This is a genomic window from Pseudothauera lacus (assembly GCF_003034845.1).
Classification (GTDB): Bacteria; Pseudomonadota; Gammaproteobacteria; order Burkholderiales; family Rhodocyclaceae; genus Pseudothauera; species Pseudothauera lacus.
On sequence record NZ_PZKC01000008.1, the window covers coordinates 130753 to 148677 of the forward strand.

The 17925-nt window shown below is 68.7% G+C and carries 14 protein-coding genes; 6 read left to right on the top strand and 8 right to left on the bottom strand.

Features of this window, described 5'->3' with window-relative positions; all coding sequences use genetic code 11:
• Positions 1-112 precede the first annotated feature (112 nt).
• The 5 genes from aroG (at position 113) to C8261_RS11245 (ending at position 6629) form a co-directional block, all read left to right on the top strand.
• The gene (gene aroG, locus C8261_RS11225; RefSeq protein WP_107493799.1) at positions 113-1198 is read left to right on the top strand and encodes a 3-deoxy-7-phosphoheptulonate synthase AroG; all 1086 of its coding nucleotides are present in this window, start codon (positions 113-115) and stop codon (positions 1196-1198) included.
• Between the two features lie 128 nt (positions 1199-1326).
• Positions 1327-1947, top strand: a complete 621-nt coding sequence (locus tag C8261_RS11230) for an ABC transporter ATP-binding protein (RefSeq protein WP_107493800.1) — start codon at positions 1327-1329, stop codon at positions 1945-1947.
• Positions 1944-2744, top strand: coding sequence for an ABC transporter permease (locus C8261_RS11235; RefSeq protein WP_107493801.1), 801 nt, complete (start codon positions 1944-1946; stop codon positions 2742-2744). Before C8261_RS11230 ends, C8261_RS11235 begins: the two co-directional genes overlap by 4 nt.
• 201 nt (positions 2745-2945) lie before the next feature.
• Complete coding sequence (gene prsT / locus C8261_RS11240) at positions 2946-5699, top strand: XrtA/PEP-CTERM system TPR-repeat protein PrsT (RefSeq protein ID WP_181358932.1); 2754 nt, start codon at positions 2946-2948, stop codon at positions 5697-5699.
• Positions 5700-5933: 234 nt separating this feature from the next.
• The gene (locus C8261_RS11245) at positions 5934-6629 is read left to right on the top strand and encodes a PEP-CTERM sorting domain-containing protein (protein ID WP_107493803.1); all 696 of its coding nucleotides are present in this window, start codon (positions 5934-5936) and stop codon (positions 6627-6629) included.
• Positions 6630-6919: 290 nt separating this feature from the next.
• On the opposite strand, the gene C8261_RS11250 is transcribed toward C8261_RS11245, so the two are convergent.
• Positions 6920-8362, bottom strand: a complete 1443-nt coding sequence (locus C8261_RS11250) for an aldehyde dehydrogenase family protein (RefSeq protein ID WP_107493804.1) — start codon at positions 8360-8362, stop codon at positions 6920-6922.
• A gap of 48 nt (positions 8363-8410) precedes the next feature.
• Positions 8411-8860, bottom strand: coding sequence for a c-type cytochrome (locus C8261_RS11255; RefSeq protein ID WP_107493805.1), 450 nt, complete (start codon positions 8858-8860; stop codon positions 8411-8413).
• A 105-nt stretch (positions 8861-8965) separates the two neighbouring features.
• On the opposite strand from C8261_RS11255, the gene C8261_RS11260 reads away from it, so the two are divergent.
• A complete protein-coding gene (locus C8261_RS11260) occupies positions 8966-11590 on the top strand; it encodes a PEP/pyruvate-binding domain-containing protein (protein WP_107493806.1) in 2625 nt (874 codons plus the stop codon).
• Here C8261_RS11260 and C8261_RS11265 read toward each other — a convergent pair.
• The 6 genes from C8261_RS11265 to C8261_RS11290 form a co-directional block, all read right to left on the bottom strand.
• The gene (locus C8261_RS11265) at positions 11580-12089 is read right to left on the bottom strand and encodes an OmpA family protein (RefSeq protein ID WP_107493807.1); all 510 of its coding nucleotides are present in this window, start codon (positions 12087-12089) and stop codon (positions 11580-11582) included. The two genes, C8261_RS11260 and C8261_RS11265, sit on opposite strands and share 11 nt — an antisense overlap.
• Positions 12086-13357, bottom strand: coding sequence for a diguanylate cyclase domain-containing protein (locus C8261_RS11270; protein ID WP_107493808.1), 1272 nt, complete (start codon positions 13355-13357; stop codon positions 12086-12088). Before C8261_RS11270 ends, C8261_RS11265 begins: the two co-directional genes overlap by 4 nt.
• Entirely contained in the window at positions 13354-13902 is a 549-nt protein-coding gene (locus C8261_RS11275) for a YfiR family protein (RefSeq protein WP_107493809.1), read from the bottom strand. Before C8261_RS11275 ends, C8261_RS11270 begins: the two co-directional genes overlap by 4 nt.
• A 289-nt stretch (positions 13903-14191) precedes the next feature.
• Complete coding sequence (locus C8261_RS11280; protein WP_107493810.1) at positions 14192-15199, bottom strand: TAXI family TRAP transporter solute-binding subunit; 1008 nt, start codon at positions 15197-15199, stop codon at positions 14192-14194.
• A gap of 70 nt (positions 15200-15269) precedes the next feature.
• Positions 15270-15707 carry a universal stress protein gene (locus C8261_RS11285; RefSeq protein WP_107493811.1) on the bottom strand — a complete coding sequence of 146 codons (438 nt, stop codon included), beginning with the start codon at positions 15705-15707 and terminating at the stop codon, positions 15270-15272.
• A gap of 21 nt (positions 15708-15728) precedes the next feature.
• Entirely contained in the window at positions 15729-17921 is a 2193-nt protein-coding gene (locus C8261_RS11290) for a TRAP transporter permease (protein ID WP_107493812.1), read from the bottom strand.
• Positions 17922-17925: the final 4 nt, after the last annotated feature.

Here is a 17925-nt window from a genome sequence, read left to right on the forward strand (position 1 = left end):
TCGAGCCGCGCTATGGCGCGCATAGTGCAAGGCAAATGGCGGTGCGCGCTGAATTGTGACGCTGGCCTGCTAGAATCGCCCGTTCTCCAATGAAGCCAAGCAGAGTACCGCCATGTCCGCCTCGGTCAAGATCCACATCGACGACGTCCGCATCCAGGAAATCAAGGAACTGGTGCCGCCCTCCCACGTGCTGCGCGAGTTTCCCGCCACGCAGACCGCCGCCGAGGTCGCCTTCGAGGCCCGTCAGGGCATCCACCGCATCCTTTTCGGGGCCGACGACCGTCTGCTGGTGGTGATCGGGCCGTGCTCGATCCACGATCCTGCAGCCGCGCTGGAATACGCCGACCGTCTGAAGAAGGAAGCCGACCGCCTCAAGGAAGACCTGCTGGTGGTGATGCGGGTGTATTTCGAGAAGCCGCGTACCACGGTGGGCTGGAAGGGGCTGATCAACGACCCCTACCTCGACAACAGCTTCCGCATCAACGAAGGTGTGCGCCTGGCGCGCAAACTGCTGTGGGAGATCAACGAACGCGGCCTGCCGGCGGGTACCGAGTTCCTCGACATGATCACCCCGCAGTACATCGCCGACCTCATCGCCTGGGGCGCCATCGGCGCGCGTACCACCGAGAGCCAGGTGCACCGCGAACTGGCCTCCGGCCTGTCCTGCCCGGTGGGCTTCAAGAACGGCACCGACGGCAATGTCAGGATCGCCATCGACGCCATCAAGGCCGCGCAGGCACCGCATCACTTCCTCTCGGTGACCAAGGCCGGCCATTCGGCCATCGTGTCGACGCGCGGCAACGAGGACTGCCACGTCATCCTGCGCGGCGGCAAGGGCCCCAACTATGACGCCGCCAGCGTCGATGCGGCCTGCAAGGAACTGGCTGCCGCAGGGGTGGCCGGCAAGGTGATGATCGATTTCTCCCACGCCAACTCCAGCAAGCAGCATCGCCGCCAGATCGACGTGGGGCGTGACGTGGCCGGCCAGATGGCCGCCGGCGACGAGCGCATCATCGGCGTGATGGTCGAATCCCACCTCAAGGAAGGCCGCCAGGACCTCGTTCCGGGCAAGGACCTGGAGTACGGCAAGAGCATCACCGATGCCTGCATCGGCTGGGAAGACAGCGTCGAGGTGCTCGACATCCTCGCCGAAGCCGTGCGCGCGCGCCGTGTGCGGCGCGCCGCCGAGCTGGAGTAAGCACTGGCGGAAAGCCACGGCGGATCAAGCAAAGGGGCCGGAAACGGCCCCTTTGCGCTACGGGCAGGCGAGCTGCCTGCCGGCAGCGCATACTGACGCTCTTCAAGCTCTCGCATCCTTCAGCACAGATGCCGGTACTGGAACTCGACGCCCTCGCCACCCGCCATGTCGGCCCCCTTGACCTGCGCATCGACGCCGGCGAGTGCGTGTGCCTGCAGGGTCCTTCGGGCAGCGGCAAGTCCTTGCTGCTGCGCGCGCTGGCGGATCTCGATCCGCACGCTGGCGAGGTCCGCCTCGATGGCGTGGCGTGCTCGGCGATGCCGGCGCCGCAGTGGCGCCGCCGGGTGGTGCTGGTGGCGGCCGAGAGTCAGTGGTGGCACGCCCGCGTCGGCGCCCACTTTCCCCCGGGCTTCGACCCTGCGCAACTGTCCGCAGTCGATCTGCCGCCTGCCGCGCTCGACTGGGAGGTGGTGCGCTGTTCCACCGGCGAACGCCAGCGCCTCGCCCTGCTGCGGGCACTGGCGCTGCAGCCGGCAGCACTGCTGCTCGACGAACCCACCGGTAACCTCGATGCCGGCAGCTGTGCCGCCGTGGAGGCCTTGATCGCCGCTTACCGGCACGCACACGCCGCTGCGGTGCTGTGGGTGAGTCATGACGCGCGCCAGGCGGCGCGGGTGGCGCAGCGCTGCCTGACGCTGCACGACGGACGGTTCATGGCCGGTGTGCCGGCAGCCGAGGCGCCGGCATGAATGCGGTGGTGCTGTCGCCCGTCGATCTGGCGATTGCCGCAGCGCTGATCGTGCTGCTGGCGGCGCTGTCCTTGCGCTTGCGTCTGGGCGTCGAGCGCCAGTTGCTGGTGTCGGCGGCGCGCACCACGGTGCAGTTGCTGCTGATCGCGCTGGTCCTCAAGGTGCTGTTCGAGCATGCACACCTGCATTGGGTGGCACTGATGGCCGCGGTGATGATCCTCGCCGCCGGGCGCGAGGTGAGCGCGCGCCAGAAGCACCGCCTGGCGGGCTGGTGGGGCTACGGCATCGGCACCGCATCGATGTTCCTGTCGTCCTTCACCGTCACCGTGCTGGCGCTGCTGGCGGTGATCGGCAATGACCCCTGGTATGCGCCGCAGTACGCCATTCCGCTGCTTGGCATGGTGCTCGGCAACACCATGAACGGCATCGCCCTCGGGCTCGACCGCCTGACCCTCGATGCGGTGCAGCGCCGCGCGGTGATCGAAGCCCGCCTGGCACTGGGCGAGCGCTGGCAGCAGGCCATCGCGGAAAGCCGCCACGAGGCCATGCGCGTCGGGCTGATTCCCATCATCAACGCCATGGCCGCAGCCGGCATCGTCAGTCTGCCGGGCATGATGACCGGCCAGATCCTCGCCGGTGCGCCGCCGCTGGAGGCCGCCAAGTACCAGATCCTGGTGATGTTCCTGATCGCCGGCGGCACCGGTCTGGGCACTCTGGTGGCAGTCAGCCTTGCCGCACGCCGCCTCTTCGACGAGCGCCATCGCCTGCGCCCGGAGCGCGTCGGCAGCCGGCCCTGAGCGGCTCGACACGCTTCCCGCGCTGTGGTGAATGCGCTCATGAATTGCTGCCGGGTTTCAGGCCACCGTGCGCCAGTTCCTCTGGCATCGCGCGCCACGGCTGCTACCATAGCCGACTGTCATTCCGATGCGATCGCGGGAACCTTCATGCGCCTTCTGGTGAAATCTCTACTGGCTGCTGGCGTCCTTGCCGTTGCCGCAATGCCCGCGCTTGCCAGTGTGGCGCAGGCGTCGAGCTACTACGAGGACGCGCTGCAGCGCTACGAGCAGAAAGACCTCCCGGGCGCGATCATCCAGCTCAGGAATGCGCTCCAGGCTGACCGCAGCATGCTCGCCGCCCACGTCCTGATGGGCAAGGCCCTGCTCGGTTCCGGGGACCCGGCCGGTGCCGAACAGCGTTTCGACGAGGCGCTCAGGCTCGGCGTCAACCCGGCCGAAGTGATCACCCTGCTGGGGCAGGCCTACATCATGCAGGGCAAGCATGAAACCCTGCTCCAGCGCGTGACGACCAGCGGATTGCCGCGTGCGCAGCAAGTCGGAGTGCTCGTCCTGCGTGCCAATGCCCAGGCCGAGAGGCAGAACATCCCCGCGGCGCTGGCCTCCCTGGACGAGGCCCGCGCGCTCGACCCGGACTCCGTCGCCGTCCGCCTTGCCCAGGCAACGCTGCGTCAGGCGCGCGGTGAGTCCGCGCTGGCCGCCAGGCTTGTGGACGAAGCCCTGCTGCTGGCGCCGGAAGACGCGACGGTGTGGAACATGCGCGGCTCGGTGCAGCAATCGACCGGCGACCTGCAAGGGGCAATGGCGTCCTATGCCAAGGCCCTGGCCCTCGCACCCGACTATCTCGAACCCCGCGTCACCCGCGCAGGGCTGCTGATCGATCTCGGCCGGGTCGACGAAGCCGAACGCGAGCTGGCCGAGATCGCCCGGCTCACGCAACTGGAGCCGCGTGTGTCGTACATGCGGGCGCTGATCGCGACCCGGCGTGGCGACAGGATCGCCACCAAGGCCGCGCTCGAGGAGGCGATCCAGCTGCTCGACGCCCTGCCCGCGGCGGTCCTGGCGAACAACAAGCAGATGCTGCTGCTCAGCGCATTGGCCCACTACAACCTGGGCAACAGGGAAACCGCCTCGGACAGGCTGAATACCTATCTGCGGCGCTATCCGGGCGATGCCGCGGGGGCCAAGCTGCTCGCCAGGCTCCACCTCGACATGGGGCGCCACGCCAGCGCTGCCGCCCTGCTGGAGCCACTGCGCCGCCGCTCGCCGGATGATCCACGCGTGCTCTCGCTGCTGGCCGCGACCTACATGCAGCAAGGCAACTACAGCGCTGCCGTAGAACTGCTCGACCAGGCGGTGCGTACCTCCGACGGTGCCGCCGACATCCTGGCCGAGCTCGGCATCGGCCTGGCAGCCAGCGGCCGGATCGACGAGGCGGTCGCGCAGTTGCGCCAGGCCTGGGAGCAGGACCGCAAGCAGACGCGCACCGGGATGGTCCTGGCGACGCTCTATCTGCGCGCCGGCCAGTCGGCGCAGGCGCTCGAACTCCTCGATGTGGTGGCCAGAAACGAACCGTCGAACCTCTCCGTGCTCAACATGCTGGGAGTCGCGCGGGTGGCAGCCGGCGATCCCGCCGGGGGGCGCAGGGCCTACGAACAGGTGCTGGCACAAAGCCCCGCCAATCAGGTGGCGATCCTCAACCTGAGCGCGCTCGACATGTCCGAAGGCAAGCCCGATGCGGCGCGGCAGCGCTTGCTCGAGCTGCTCAGGCGGGACGAAGGGCATGTGCAGGCGATGATGGAAATGGCCACGCTTGAGGAAAGGGTGAATCGACCCGCCGAGGCCGTCCGCTGGCTCGACAAGGCTCGCGGGAACCCGGATGCGGCAGTGAGCGCGGGACTGCGGCTCGCCGAGCTGCACCTGCGTACCGGGGCGGGCGACAAGGCGCTCACCGTTGCCCGCGAGGTGCTGCTGCGCGCGCCGCAGAATCTTGCCGCGCTGGGGCTCGTCGTGCGTGCGCAGCTGAGCATGGGCGATCGCGATGGCGCCCGGCAGACCCTTGCCGACATGGCACGTCGTGCCGCAGATGACCCGGCCGCCAACTTCGAGCTCGCCCGCCTGCAACTGGCGGCGGGCAATGCCGCGGACGCGCTTGTCAGCCTCGACAAGGTGCTTGCCGTCCAGCCGGATTTCGTCCCGGCGCTGATCCTCAGTGCCGAGGTCGAAATCCGGCGGCGCGAATTCGGCGCGGCCGAGCAGCGCATCAGGCGGCTCGCCGAGGCGCCCCGCGGCGTCGCATTGCGCCTTCAGGGCGACCTGGCGATGGCGCGCGGACAGCATGCGGCGGCGGTGACGGCGTACGGCAATGCGCTCGCCAGGGACGACAGCGCCGATGTCGCCGTGCGTCTGTTCCGGGCCCACGCGGCGGCCGGCGGCCTGGCCAGGGGGGCGGAGTTTCTCCGGGCCTGGCTGAAGAATCATCCCGACAACACCGTGGTGCTGCGCAGCATGGGCGATGCCGAACTGCAGCTGGGCAACCTCGCCGCCGCCCGCGCGGCCTACGAGAGAATCCTTGCGCTGCGCCCGGACGAGGCCATGGTGTGGAACAACCTCGCGCATGTGGCTGCAGCGCAGAACGACGATGCGGCGACTGCTTTCGCCGAACGCGCGCACGCCTTGCGTCCCGCGGATGCGGCGGTGATCGATACCTACGGCTGGCTGTTGTTCCGCCAGGGTCAGGTCGAGCGCGGGCTGGCCCTGCTGCGCGAGGCCCGCCTGCGCAATGCCGCCGATCCGGAGATCCGCTATCACCTCGCGGCAGCGCTGGCCAGGAGCGGGCGCACTGCGGAGGCGCGTGAAGAGCTCGCACAGGCATTCAGGATGAACGCGACCTTTCCTGATATCGAAGCCGCACGCGCGCTGCAGGCCGAACTGGAGAAGCAGGCGGCGGGGCGCTGAACGGCTGCCGGACCGCCGCGGCCCATGCGGATGTGCTTGTTTTCGCGCTGTCCTGCTGTCGGATAAGCTTACACATGGCATGGATACTGGCGGCTTCGGGCCTATTTATCAGCGGCTTACATTTTGGTGCAGTTTTTGCTTGTTAATGGCAAAGATCTTTTTCGGTCTGCAATCCCGGCCGGCCTGCCAGGCAACTGACCCGGGGCAGCAGCACCGCATCCTTGGAGTGACGGAATGAATCTGAAGGCGTTGCGCAAGTTCGCTGCTGCGGGCTTGCTTGCGGTGACCGGGGCCAGTTGGGCAACGATAGACCTGCCCGAACACACCGAACCGGCCTGGCAGGACATCGCCAGCATCACCTGGAGTACCGACGGCGGCAGCAGCTGGGGCAACTCGACCCTGCTGGTCGGGCAATCGGTCGAGTTCAAGTTCACCATGCACAAGACGTATGACGGCCGGCACTACGCCGACTTCATCAAGGCATGGATCGATCTGGACGGCAACGGCGAGTTCGCCGACTCGGAGACGCTGCTCTTCGGTCATAACATCGTACACAGTGGCGCGGTCGCCAATGACGGCTGGGGTTCGGTGGTCAACCAGTCGTTCGATTTCATCAGCGGCCCGATCACCCTGAGCTCGGCGATGCTTGGCGACCATTTCCTGCTCGCCCGGGTGACCTGCTCGGAGTCCTTGCTGACCACTGCAGGCATCACCGGCGACTGGTCCAGACAGTGGCTTCCTGCCTACGTCGACGACGACAACGCCTGGTACAACGAGAACTTCTCGCCGACTGCCTACTACTGGCAGGGGCAGGCCCAGCTGGTGAAGCTGACCGTCAACAACCAGGTCCCCGAGCCCGGCACGCTGGCGCTGTTCGCCGCGGCGATGGTCGGCATGGGTCTGGGCAGGAAGCGCGCGCTGCGCGTCTAGCCCGCATTTCTCACCCCGTCCCTGCTGCGGGTGCCGATACGCTCGCCGTGGCACGCCGTACTCGCTCGCGCCGCCTCGACGTCGTGTCAGCTACGCCTTCGGCGCCGCTCGCTCCGTGCGGCGCACCACTGCGGCGCCTCGACCCCCTCGTGACGTGCAAGTGTGAGAAATACGGGCTAGGCCGCAGCAGTCCCGCGGCGCGAGGGAGCAGTAAGCGCGGGAAGAAAAACGCCGGGTGCAGACCCGGCGTTTTTCTTTATGGCTCCCATCCTGCATCCGCCCGGGGGTGTTTACCCCTGGCGCAGCTGCAGGGCCTTGTATTCGAGGAATTCCTCCAGGCCGTAGTGGCCGCCTTCGCGCCCGAGTCCGGACTGGCGCATGCCGCCGAAGGGCGCGAGGGGGTTGTAGGGGCCGCCGTTGATGTCGATCTGGCCGCTGCGAATGCGCCGCGCCACGGCAATGGCATGCTCGTCGCTGCCCGCCCAGACGGCGCCGCCGAGGCCATACAGGGAGTCGTTGGCGATGCGCACGGCGTCGTCCTCGCCGTTGTGAGGGAGGATCACCAGCACCGGGCCGAAGACCTCTTCCTGGGCGATGGCGGCGTCTGAGTGCTCGCACACCAGCACCGTAGGGGCGACGAAGTAGCCCTCTGCGCATTCTTCCGGCAGGCCTGCCGGAGCCTCCACGCCGCCACAGACCAGGCGCGCGCCTTCGGCCAGCGCGCGGCGGATGTGGTTACGCACACGGCCGCGCTGCGCGGCGCTGACCAGCGGGCCGAGCTTGCTGCCTGCGGCCAGCGCGGGGCCGACGTTCATGCCTGCCATCGCTGCGGCCGCCAGCGTCGCGGCTTCGTCGACACGTGCGCGTGGCACCACCAGACGGGTGTGCGCCGAACATGTCTGCCCGGAGTTGAGCAGGCAGCTCGACACCGTGGCACGTACCGCGGCAGCCAGATCGGCGTCGGCGAGCACGACGGCGGCGGATTTGCCACCCAGTTCCAGTGCCACGCGCTTGACCGTGCCCGCGGCCACCTCCGCCACCCGGCGTCCGGCGGCGGTGGAGCCGGTGAACGACACCATGTCCACGCGCGCGTCGCGCGCCAGCACCTCGCCGACCTCGGGGCCGTAGCCGCAGACGAGGTTGAACACGCCCGGCGGCAGCCCTGCGGCGTCGATGATCTCGGCGAGCAGGAAGGCGTTGATGGGCGCCACTTCGGAAGGCTTGAGCACCACCGTGCAGCCGGCGAGCAGCGCCGGAGCGACCTTCAGGGTGATCTGGTTGAGGGGGAAGTTCCACGGGGTGATCGCCCCCACCACACCGGCCGCCTCGCGTACCACCAGCGAATTGCCGACGCGACTCTCCCACGGGAAGCTCTCCGCCATGCCGGCATAGTGGCGCCAGTGCCACAGCGGGCCGCCGACCTGCACGCGCGTGGCCATGCGCAGCGGCATGCCGACCTCGTGGGCGATGGCGTCGGCGAGTTCCGCGCTGCGCGCCTCGAAACCCGCGGCAATGCGCCCGATGGCCGCGGCGCGCGCGCTCACCGGGGTGCGCGACCACTCCGCGAAGGCCGCACGGGCGGCAGCGATGGCGGCCTCGGCATCGGCGGCGCAGCCCGCCGGGATGCTCGCCCACGGCTGGCCGGTGCTGGAGTCGGTGACCTCGATGCGGTCTTCGCCGCGGGCGGCGACCCACTGGCCGCCGATGTAGAAATGTTCCCTGGTGATGGGCATCTGCCGTGCTCCTGTCGCGCCTGATGGATGGCTGCCGCCGGGGTTGGCCTACTTGCGGAAATCCCGGTGGCAGTCGCGGCAGCTATCGTACACCGCCTGATAGGCCGGGCGGATGCGTCCTTCGTCGTGGCTGAGGGCGGCCTCGCGCAGTGCTGCGGAGGCGGCGATGAAGCGCTCGCGTTCGCGGGCGAAGTCGTCCTCACGGCTCCACACCGCGGATTTCGCCTTGCTCGGGCGGTAGTCGGTGCCGGGGCCGAAGTGCGCCCACGGGGTGTCGCGCAGGTCGTCGAAGCGCTCTGCCATCGCGGCGAAGGGCTCGGCCTGGTAGACCTCGTCGCGCAGCATCACGCCCATGGGCTCGAAGACCCGCAGCATGGCCTTGAAAGCGTCCTGGCGGGTCTTCACGGGCTGGCCGGGGCCGGTGTCCTCGATGGTGCCACTGCAGGCGGTGAGGCCGGCGATGAGCAGGAGCGGGGCGAGGGTGCGCAGACGAGGCATGCGGGGTTTCCTTGGTGGTTGGCAGGCGCCCATATGGTGCGCCGCGCGGGCGAAAAAGTTCCCCTGGCGGTATACGGCGGTGCGCCGGGGCAGTAAGTTTACGCCATGAACGACGCCAAGCCCGCGCCCTTTGCTCCCACTACCGGCCTGCCCGGGCTCGACGCCGTGTTCAGCGGCGTCGCCCGCGGTGACAACATCGTCTGGCAGGTCGAGACCATCGACGACTACCACGCCCTGGTGGAACCCTACGCCGCCGCCGCGCATGCCCAGGGGCGCCGGCTGATCTACTTCCGCTTCGCCGCACATGCCGCCTTGCTTGGCGATGCGGCCGGCGCCGAGGTCCATCGCCCGCGCCCGCAGGACGGCTTCGATGCCTTCGTCGACCAGGTCCACACGGTGATCGAGGCCGTCGGTGTGGAGGCCATGTACGTCTTCGACTGCCTCTCCGAGCTCGCCGAGGCATGGCAGTCCGACCGCATGATGGGCAACTTCTTCCGCCTCACCTGCCCGCGCCTCTTTGATCTCGACACGGTCACCTACTTCGCGGTGCTGCGCAACATCCATTCGCGCCCCGCGCTCGACCTGATCACCGCTACCACGCAGTTTCTCCTCGACGTCTTCCGCTGCCGCGGGCGGCTCTACATCCGTCCGCTGAAAGTGCAGCACCGCTCGGCGGCGGCGATGAACCTGATCCATGCCTGGGAGGCCGGCGACTGCTTCCGCGCGGTCAATGACAGCGGCACGGTAGCGGAGATCCTTGCCGCCTCGGCCTGGCCGGGACTGGAAGACCGCCCCGCGGGGGGCTACTGGGAGCGTCATTTCGCCCATGCGCGCGCGCTGCAGGCGCGCCGCCGGCGCGGTGGCGGGGATGCCGCGGAAGAGGCGGCGTGCTTCGCGCGTCTGAGCCGGATGGTGTTCCCCGACGATCCGGCGATGGCGCGGCTGATCGATCACTATCTCGATCTCGACGACCTGCTGGCGGTGCGCGAACGCATGATCGGCATCGGCGCCATCGGCGGCAAGGCGCTCGGCATGCTGCTCGCACGCGCCATCCTGCGCCGCGACGCGCCTGCGCTCAGCGCGCGCCTGGAGGCGCACGATTCCTTCTACGTCGGCACCGAGGTCTTCGACAGCTTTCTGGTGCGCAACCGCGTGTGGTGGCTGCGCCGCCGCCAGCGCATGGCGGCGACCTTTCTGGAGGGGCTCGACGAGGCCCGCGCGCGCATCCTCGGCGGCGATTTCCCCGACCATACGCTGCGCCAGTTCGAGGGCATGCTCGACTACTTCGGCGAGTGGCCGTTCATCGTGCGTTCCAGCTCGCGCCTGGAAGACCGCTACGGCAATGCCTTTGCCGGCCAGTACGAGAGCGTCTTCTGCATCAACCGCGGCCCGCGTGCGCAGCGCCTGGGCGAACTCCTCGACGCCGTCCGCCTGGTGTATGCCAGCACCCTCGCCGAGCCGGCCCTGCGCTACCGCCAGCGCCGCGGCCTGCTCGACGAGGAGGAGCACATGGCGCTGCTCATCATGCGTGTCTCGGGTACCGCGGGAGCGCGCTACTTCCACCCCCACGCCGCCGGCGTGGGCCTGTCGGTGAATCCCTATCCGTGGAATCCGCGCATCGACATGCGCGCCGGCGTGGTGCGTCTGGTGGCCGGGCTGGGCACCCGTGCGGTGGACCGCGCCGATGACGACTACACCCGCCTGATTGCCCTCAATGCCCCCGAACTGCGCCCGGAAACCAGCTTTGGCGCCATTGCCCGCCATGCCCAGCGCCGCATGGATGCGCTCGACCTGCAACAGGGCGGCCTGGTCAGCGGCCCCTTCGCCACCATCGCCGCCGAACAGGAGGATTTCCCCTTTGCGCTGTTCACCACCCGCGAAGCACCGGAGCGTCCGCCCTTTCTGACCTTCGACGGGCTGATCGGCGACACCGCTTTTGTCGAAGACCTGCGCACGGTGCTGGGCTGCCTGCACGCGGCCTATGCCCATGCGGTGGAGATCGAGTTCGCGCTCAACGTCCGCCCACCCGCGGGCGCGCAAACGGGGCAGGGTGAGGCCGCGGCGTGCTATCGCCTCAACCTGCTGCAGTGCCGGCCATTGCAGGTGCGCAGTCTCGACGGCAGCGGCGGCGAGGCGCCGCCTGCCGATGCCCCGCGCGTGCTGAGCGCCCAGGGGGCGGTGATTGGGCCCTCGCGGGTGATCCGCCCGCGGCGTCTGGTGTGGGTGCACGGCGCCGCCTTTGCCGCCCTGCGGCAGGCCGAGCGCGTTGCCGTGGCCCGTCTGGTGGGGCGCCTGAATCAGCTCAGCGCCGGTTGTGAACTGCTCCTCGCCGGCCCCGGACGCTGGGGTTCGCGCGATCCCTTTCTTGGCGTACCGGTGGTGTTCGCGGAGATCAACCACGTTGCCGCGCTGTGCGAGATCGTCGCCATGCACGAGAACCTCGTCCCCGACGTCTCGCTCGGCACCCATTTCATCAACGAGCTGATCGAGGCCGATCTGCTCTACTTCGCGCTCTTTCCGCAACGCCCCGGCAATGCGGTGGATGAGGCCTGGCTGGCGGCCCGGCCCAATGCGCTGTCGCAGTTGCTGCCCGAGGAGGCGCGCTGGGCGGAGGTGGTGCAGGTGATCGAACTGCCGGCCGGCACCCTGGCCCTGCATGCCGACGCCGAGGCGCAGCGCGTGGAGGTGGTCGGCGCCCCGCCGGCGGCGGGGCAGGGGCTCAGTCGCTGAGCACGACGATGACCACGCGGCGGTTCTGCTGACGTCCGCCGGGGGTGTCGTTGGCAGCCACCGGCAGGGTGCTGCCGAGGCCGCGGGTGTGCACGCGTGTGGCGGGCACGCCGGCTTCGATCAACGCCGCGGCGACGGCATCGGCGCGGCGCTGCGAGAGGCTGAGGTTGTGTGCGGCGCTGCCGGTGTTGTCGGTGTGGCCGTCGATGCGGATGCGCGGGATGTCGAGGGTGGCGAGCAGGTGGCCGATGCGTGCCACCGCATCGCGTGCGCCGGCGGCAAGGGCGGCCTCGTCGCTGCCGAACAGCAGGCGGTCGGAGGCGGTGAACTCCAGGCCTTCGGCTGAATCCTGAAAGCCCTCCAGGCGCAGGCCTTCGATCTGTGCCGAGGTCAGGCCCTGGGGCGCCGGCGCGACGCTCTGGCAGGCGGCGGCGAGCAGGCACAGCAGGGTGAGAAGGAGGCCTTGCAGCAGGGGCAACGGGCGGGTGGTGGCAGTCATGGTGCGTGGGCTCCGGCCGGTGATGGAAGAGGGACGGGGAGGGGGTCGGGGGCGCAGCAGAAGGTATTGCGGCCGCGGCGCTTGGCGCCGTACATGGCCATGTCGGCGGCGCGCAGCAGCGCCCCGGTGTCGCTGGCGTGCTGGGGGGCGAAGGCGATGCCGATGCTCAGCGAGCAGCGGATGCGATGGCCGTTGGGCAGGGCTATCGGCCGCTCCATCGCCGCGACCATGGCCGCGGCAGCGCGGCTGGCCTGCTCGGGGTCGTCGAGCGGGGTCATCAGCACGGCGAATTCGTCACCGCCCAGTCGCGCCACCAGATCGCTGCTGCGCACCTGTCCGCGCAGGCGGCGGGCGATGACGCACAGCACCTCGTCGCCGGCTTCATGGCCGAGCTGGTCGTTGATGGCCTTGAAGCCGTCGCCGTCGATGAACAGCACCGCCAGGCAGGCGCCCAGCGGCAGCGGGCGGTGCAGGGCCTCGTCGAGGGTGTCCTCGAAGCACTTGCGGTTGGCCAGTCCGGTGAGCGGGTCGTGCCTGGCCTGGTGCGCCAGCGAGGCGTTCTCGCTGTCGAGCTGGGCCTGCCAGCGTGCCAGCTCTTCGAGCAGGGCGTTGAAATCGCTGCCGAGTTGCTGCACTTCGGCGATCTCCGCCACCTCCACGCGACGATGGAAGGCGCGCTCCTGGCGGGTGGCGGAGATCGCCGCGGCCAGCCGGCGCAGCGGATCGACGATCTCGGTGCTGGCGCGTTGCGACAGGCGCAGCGCCACCAGCGCGGTGAGTGCGAGGCAGAGCAGGGCGCAGGCCACGCTGATGCCGATGAACACCAGCAGGTCGCGCCCGGAGCCATAAACGCGCACGCTGCCGATGCGCCTGCCCTCGAACACCACCTCGGCCAGCATCGGTTGGGGCAGCGCAAGTGCGGCGAGGCGGTTCTCGACTGCACCGAGGCGGCCGGCGGGTGCCGTCCACGCGGCAAAGGGGCTGCCATCGCCGTGGCGCACTTCCAGGCGGGCGATGGGCTCGCTGGAGCCGATCAGGGCGAGCGGTTCGGCGGCGGCGTCGGGGTCGCCAAAGACCAGCGCGGCTTCGACCGCATGGGCGATGGTGTGGGCGCTGAGGCGGAGGTTGTCGTCGATGTAGTTGCGCAGGCTGGCAAAGCCCACCAGCAGGATCGACAGACCGGCCAGCAGCACGGCGAGCAGCGCCACGCGCAGGTGGGCGCGGCGCAGCAGCGTGGCGAGGTCGGCGCGCGGCGCGGTGGCGCTCATCGCCCGTCCTCCAGGCTGCGGGTGATCTGCAGGACGCGCGGATTGACGCGTACCGCGCCGCGCGAGATGGCGTCCAGGTTGAGCAGCAGCGTCGGGGTGCCCGGAACCGGGGGCACGCGCAGGCAGAACTGGCTGCCCTCGGCGCACTCGCCATCCACCGTGCTGATGGTCAGCACGGGCTGGCCGGCGGCGGCAGCGTAGAGGGAGCGACGCGCCTGTGGCGCGGTGCCGCGCCCGAGGTAGATGATGTCGCACGCCGGGGGGATGGCGCCGTCGTCATCGAGATCGATGCGGCGCGCCTCCAGCGGGCGCTCGCCAACCGCTGCGGGTACGTTCAGGAGGGCGTCGAGCTCTGCCGCCTCGCCGGCGATGCACAGGCGGTAGCCCGGCAGCGGCTGCGGCCAGCGCGCGTAGGCAACGATGCCGAGGACGATGCGCGGCAGCTGCAGCGCACGCTCATCGACCGGCGCCGGCGCATCGGCCGCATTTGCAGCGGCCGCAGCGAGGGCGGCGAGGAGGACGGACGGGCGCAGGTGAGCGGGCATGATGGCGGGCGCCGGCCGGCAAGTGACCGGCGCATGCTTGTCACTATGCCGCAGGGAAGGTGCCGGTGCGCCGTCGGCCACACCATTTAACTTATTGACCCGGCAATGAATTAGTCACCACTGTTCGCCTGTCGAAGGGCACTTGATGGCAGTGCCTTCGAGCGGGCTTCGACAGGCTCAGCCCGAACGGTATTTGATTGCCGGGTAAACAAAAAAGACCCGGTCGCGAGCGACCGGGTCAGCGGGCAGGCGGCCACGGGGGTAGCCGCCATGGGAAGCCAGTGGGGGCTTACTTCTGGGCGTCGGTGAGGGTCTTGCCCTTCTCGGCCCAGAACTTCTGCGCACCCTTGTGCACCGGGGTGACGATGCCGTTGAGGGCGTTTTCGATGGTCATCGCCTCGGCGGCCTTGGCCACGGAGCGCATGAAGCTCATGCCCTCGTCGGAATAGACGTTGGTCATGAACTTGTGCATGTCGTCCTCCTTGACGTGGCGACCGGCAACCCACAGGGCGCCGTCTTCGATGGTGACCACGTCGTAGTCGACACCCGGATAGGTGCCGGCCGGGATGGTGACCTTGGCGTAGTAGGGGTGGTCCGTGGCCAGGGTGCCCTTCTGGGAGGCCTCATAGACCTGCAGCAGGCGGACGCGGTTGCTGGAAGCGGCCTGGATCACCGAGGCGTTGGGGAAGCCGGCGAACACCCACAGCGCTTCGATCTGGCGGTCGCCCAGCGCCGAGGCGCCCTGCGAGTAGCCGATGAACTGCGGGCTGATCTTGTCCCACATGCCCAGGCTTTCGAAGAAGCGCTGGGCGGAGGCGGCAGCACCCGAGCCGGCCGGGCCGACGGCAACCTTCTTGCCGGCGAGTTGGGCGACGTCGGTGATGCCCGAACCTTCCAGCACGATCAGGTGGGCCGGGGCGCCGAACATGTAGGCCACGGCGTGTACGTTGCGGTAGCGGTTGCTGTCGTTGGTCAGGCGGCCGTTCATGCCCAGAAAGAGGTCGCCGGAATAGACGATGCCGAAGTCGGCGTCGCGGGAGTTCACCCGACGCAGGTTCTCCACCGAGCCGGCGGAGGCCATGTTGGAGACTTCGACGCCCTGGATGGAGCGCGACAGCAGAGTGGCGATGCCGTTGGAGAAGAACTGGAAGGTGCCGCCGTCGGGACCGCCGGAGAAGGCCAGACGCTGGGTCTGGGCTTCGGCCGCCGGGGAGGCGCCGAGGGTCACCGCCATCAGCGCGGCAGCGGCAAAGCTGCTCACGGTGGCGGGCAGCTTGAAGAGTCGGGTCAGGGTCATCTTAGAGTCTCCTCTTGGTGGAAAGAACTGGCGATGCGCGGGGCCTGCCGGCCCCGCATGTGCCGTGCGCTCACTCGCGCACAGTCAGCACGGGAATCGGCGAGCTGCGCACCACCTTCTCGGCGGTGGAGCCCACCAGCATCTTTTCCAGGCCGGTACGGCCGTGGGTGCCCATGATGATGAGGTCGGCGTTGACCTTGCGGGCCTGGTTGATCACTTCCTCGTGGGCGACACCGATGACGATGTCGGTGGTGGTCTGCAGCCCGGTGAAGTTGGCGTCGCAGAAACGGTGCATATCCTCCACCGCATGGCGCTCGACCTCGCGCACCAGGGTGTCGACGACATCTACCGGCAGGCGGCGGCGCTGCTTGTCGACGAGCTCGGTGATGATGTGCAGCACATGCAGGCGGGCGCCGGCCAGGGCAGTCAGGGTGCGCGCCAGATCGCAGGCGCGCACCGAGCCTTCGGAAAAATCGGTGGCGAACAGGATGGTCTTGATTTCGGCCATGTGGGTAATCCTTGTCAGGGGTCAGGCGGCGGCAGCGGCCGGCGTTTGCTTGGCGTCGCGCTGCATCCACCATACCAGGGCGACGATCGCCAGACCGATGCCGTCGGTCAGGAAGGTCGGCCAGTACAGCAGGAAGGTGGCCACGCCCAGCAGGAGCCATTCATGCACCTTGGTGTTACGGCGCAGGTAGCCCATCGCCAGCGCACCGAAGGCGATGGTACCGAGGATGGCGGAGAAGTAGGCGGTGCCGATCTCGAAGGCGCTGCCGTCGAGCAGGATCGCCGGGATATAGGCGAACAGCAGCGGGGTGACGAAGAGCATCTTCGAGAAGCGCATCGAGGTCCACCCGGTCTTCCACGGGTCGGAACCCGCGATCGCCGCGCCGGCAAAGGCCGCCAGACACACCGGCGGAGTGATGTTGGAGCTTTGTGCCAGCCAGTACACCACCATGTGACCGGCGATGATCGGCAGGCCGAGCGCACCCAGTGCCGGTACTGCGAGCACCGCCAGGATCAGGTAGGCGGCGGTCACCGGCACGCCCAGGCCGAGGATCAGCGAGGCGATGGCGATCAGACCGATGGCGATCAGCATGCTGTCGCCGGCCAGCGAGATCACCAGATCGGCAAACTTCAGGCCCATGCCGGTGAGCGAGATGGTGCCGACGATGACGCCGATCACGCCCATCGTGGCGCCGATCACCAGGGTGTTCTTGGCGCCGATCTGGATGGCTTCCCAGATCTCCTTCGGGCCCATGCGGGTTTCCTTGTTCACCCAGCTCAGCGCGATGCACGACACGGTGGCCCAGAACGCGGCGTTGCCCGGCGAGCGGCCCATCATCATCAGCACGGTGATGATCACCAGCGGCAGCGAGAAGTACCAGCCGGTCTTCAGCACATGGCGCCAGTCCGGCAGGGCTTCGCCCGGCATGCCGATGAGGCCGCGCTTCTTGGCCTCGAAGTGCACCATGAAGAACACCGAGAGGAAGTAGAGCAGCGCCGGGCCGACCGCCAGCAGCATGATGGTGGCGTAGGAAAGGCCGGTCAGCTCGGCCATCAGGAAGCCGCCCGCGCCCATGATCGGGGGCAGGAAGGCGCCGCCGATGGACGCCGCCGGCTCGATGGCGCCGGCGACGTGCGGCTTGAAGCCCGCGCGCTTCATCATCGGGATGGTGAAGGCGCCCGAGGACACAGTGTTGGCGATCGCACTGCCCGACACCGAGCCGAACAGGGCGGAGGAGATCACCGCCACCTTGGCCGGGCCGCCGGCGGACCTGCCGGCCACGGCCAGCGGCAGGTCGATGAAGAAGCGGCCGGCGCCGGACTTCATCAGGAAGGCGCCGAAGAAGATGAACAGGATCACATAGGTGGCCAGCACGCTGGCCATGATGCCGAACACGCCATTGGTGGTGATGAACAGAGCGGTGGCCAGGCGTTCGAAGGAGAAGCCGCGGTGCGCGATGATCTCCGGCAGGTGCGGGCCGAAGAGGCCGAAGGCGAGCATCAGGATGCCGATGATGGTCAGCGACCAGCCCAGCACGCGGCGGCAGATCTCCAGCGACAGCACCAGGCCGATGATGGAGACCAGCTTGTCGAGGTCGTTCTCGGCGCCGGCACGGTAGTTGAGCAGTTCGAACTGGCTGATCCAGTACAGCACCATCAGCGCGATGCCCGCGGCCATCAGCACGTCGCTGGCGGTGGGGGCGTTGTGGAAGCGGCGCGCCAGCCACTGGTCGAGCGGCAGCATTACGGCGGCGAAGGGCACGATCAGCATCAGTGTCCAGCGCAGGTTGCCGAAGTCATTCGCCAGTGCCTCACTGAGGCCGTCGTACTCCCAGGTCTCGCGGAAAATGTTGATCTGGCCGTAGAACTCGGCGGGCGAGTCGAAGAGCAGGAAACTGCTCACCCCTACCGAGAGCAGCGCGGCGCTGAGAATGGACATGCCACCCACGGCCACGCGGCCGCCGGCGGGGTAGAGCAGGAACACCAGCACGAAGGTGATCAGCACGTAGATGCCCAGGTGGTACTGGGTGCCAAGGGCCTGGAAGCCGGCGCCGTAGAAGTACAGCAGCACCATCAGCGCGGCGAGCCCGGAGGTCAGCCAGAGCCAGGGGCCGGCAACGCGGCGCTCGCTCTTCTGATCCTTCTCCATCAGCTCCTGGACCTTCTTGCGGTCCTCCGCGCTCAAGTCGTCGAGTGACTGATCGGAATCGGCCATTGCT

Excerpts from the sequence above, each read along its gene's own strand:
- C8261_RS11285 (WP_107493811.1), bottom strand. The coding sequence starts at position 15,707 with ATGGCCGAAATCAAGACCATCCTGTTCGCCACCGATTTTTCCGAAGGC.
- C8261_RS11230 (WP_107493800.1), top strand. The coding sequence starts at position 1,327 with ATGCCGGTACTGGAACTCGACGCCCTCGCCACCCGCCATGTCGGCCCC.
- C8261_RS11280 (WP_107493810.1), bottom strand. The coding sequence starts at position 15,199 with ATGACCCTGACCCGACTCTTCAAGCTGCCCGCCACCGTGAGCAGCTTT.
- C8261_RS11270 (WP_107493808.1), bottom strand. The coding sequence starts at position 13,357 with ATGAGCGCCACCGCGCCGCGCGCCGACCTCGCCACGCTGCTGCGCCGC.
- prsT (WP_181358932.1), top strand. The coding sequence starts at position 2,946 with ATGCCCGCGCTTGCCAGTGTGGCGCAGGCGTCGAGCTACTACGAGGAC.
- C8261_RS11250 (WP_107493804.1), bottom strand. The coding sequence starts at position 8,362 with ATGCCCATCACCAGGGAACATTTCTACATCGGCGGCCAGTGGGTCGCC.
- C8261_RS11235 (WP_107493801.1), top strand. The coding sequence starts at position 1,944 with ATGAATGCGGTGGTGCTGTCGCCCGTCGATCTGGCGATTGCCGCAGCG.
- C8261_RS11255 (WP_107493805.1), bottom strand. The coding sequence starts at position 8,860 with ATGCCTCGTCTGCGCACCCTCGCCCCGCTCCTGCTCATCGCCGGCCTC.
- C8261_RS11290 (WP_107493812.1), bottom strand. The coding sequence starts at position 17,921 with ATGGCCGATTCCGATCAGTCACTCGACGACTTGAGCGCGGAGGACCGC.
- C8261_RS11275 (WP_107493809.1), bottom strand. The coding sequence starts at position 13,902 with ATGCCCGCTCACCTGCGCCCGTCCGTCCTCCTCGCCGCCCTCGCTGCG.
- C8261_RS11260 (WP_107493806.1), top strand. The coding sequence starts at position 8,966 with ATGAACGACGCCAAGCCCGCGCCCTTTGCTCCCACTACCGGCCTGCCC.
- aroG (WP_107493799.1), top strand. The coding sequence starts at position 113 with ATGTCCGCCTCGGTCAAGATCCACATCGACGACGTCCGCATCCAGGAA.
- C8261_RS11265 (WP_107493807.1), bottom strand. The coding sequence starts at position 12,089 with ATGACTGCCACCACCCGCCCGTTGCCCCTGCTGCAAGGCCTCCTTCTC.
- C8261_RS11245 (WP_107493803.1), top strand. The coding sequence starts at position 5,934 with ATGAATCTGAAGGCGTTGCGCAAGTTCGCTGCTGCGGGCTTGCTTGCG.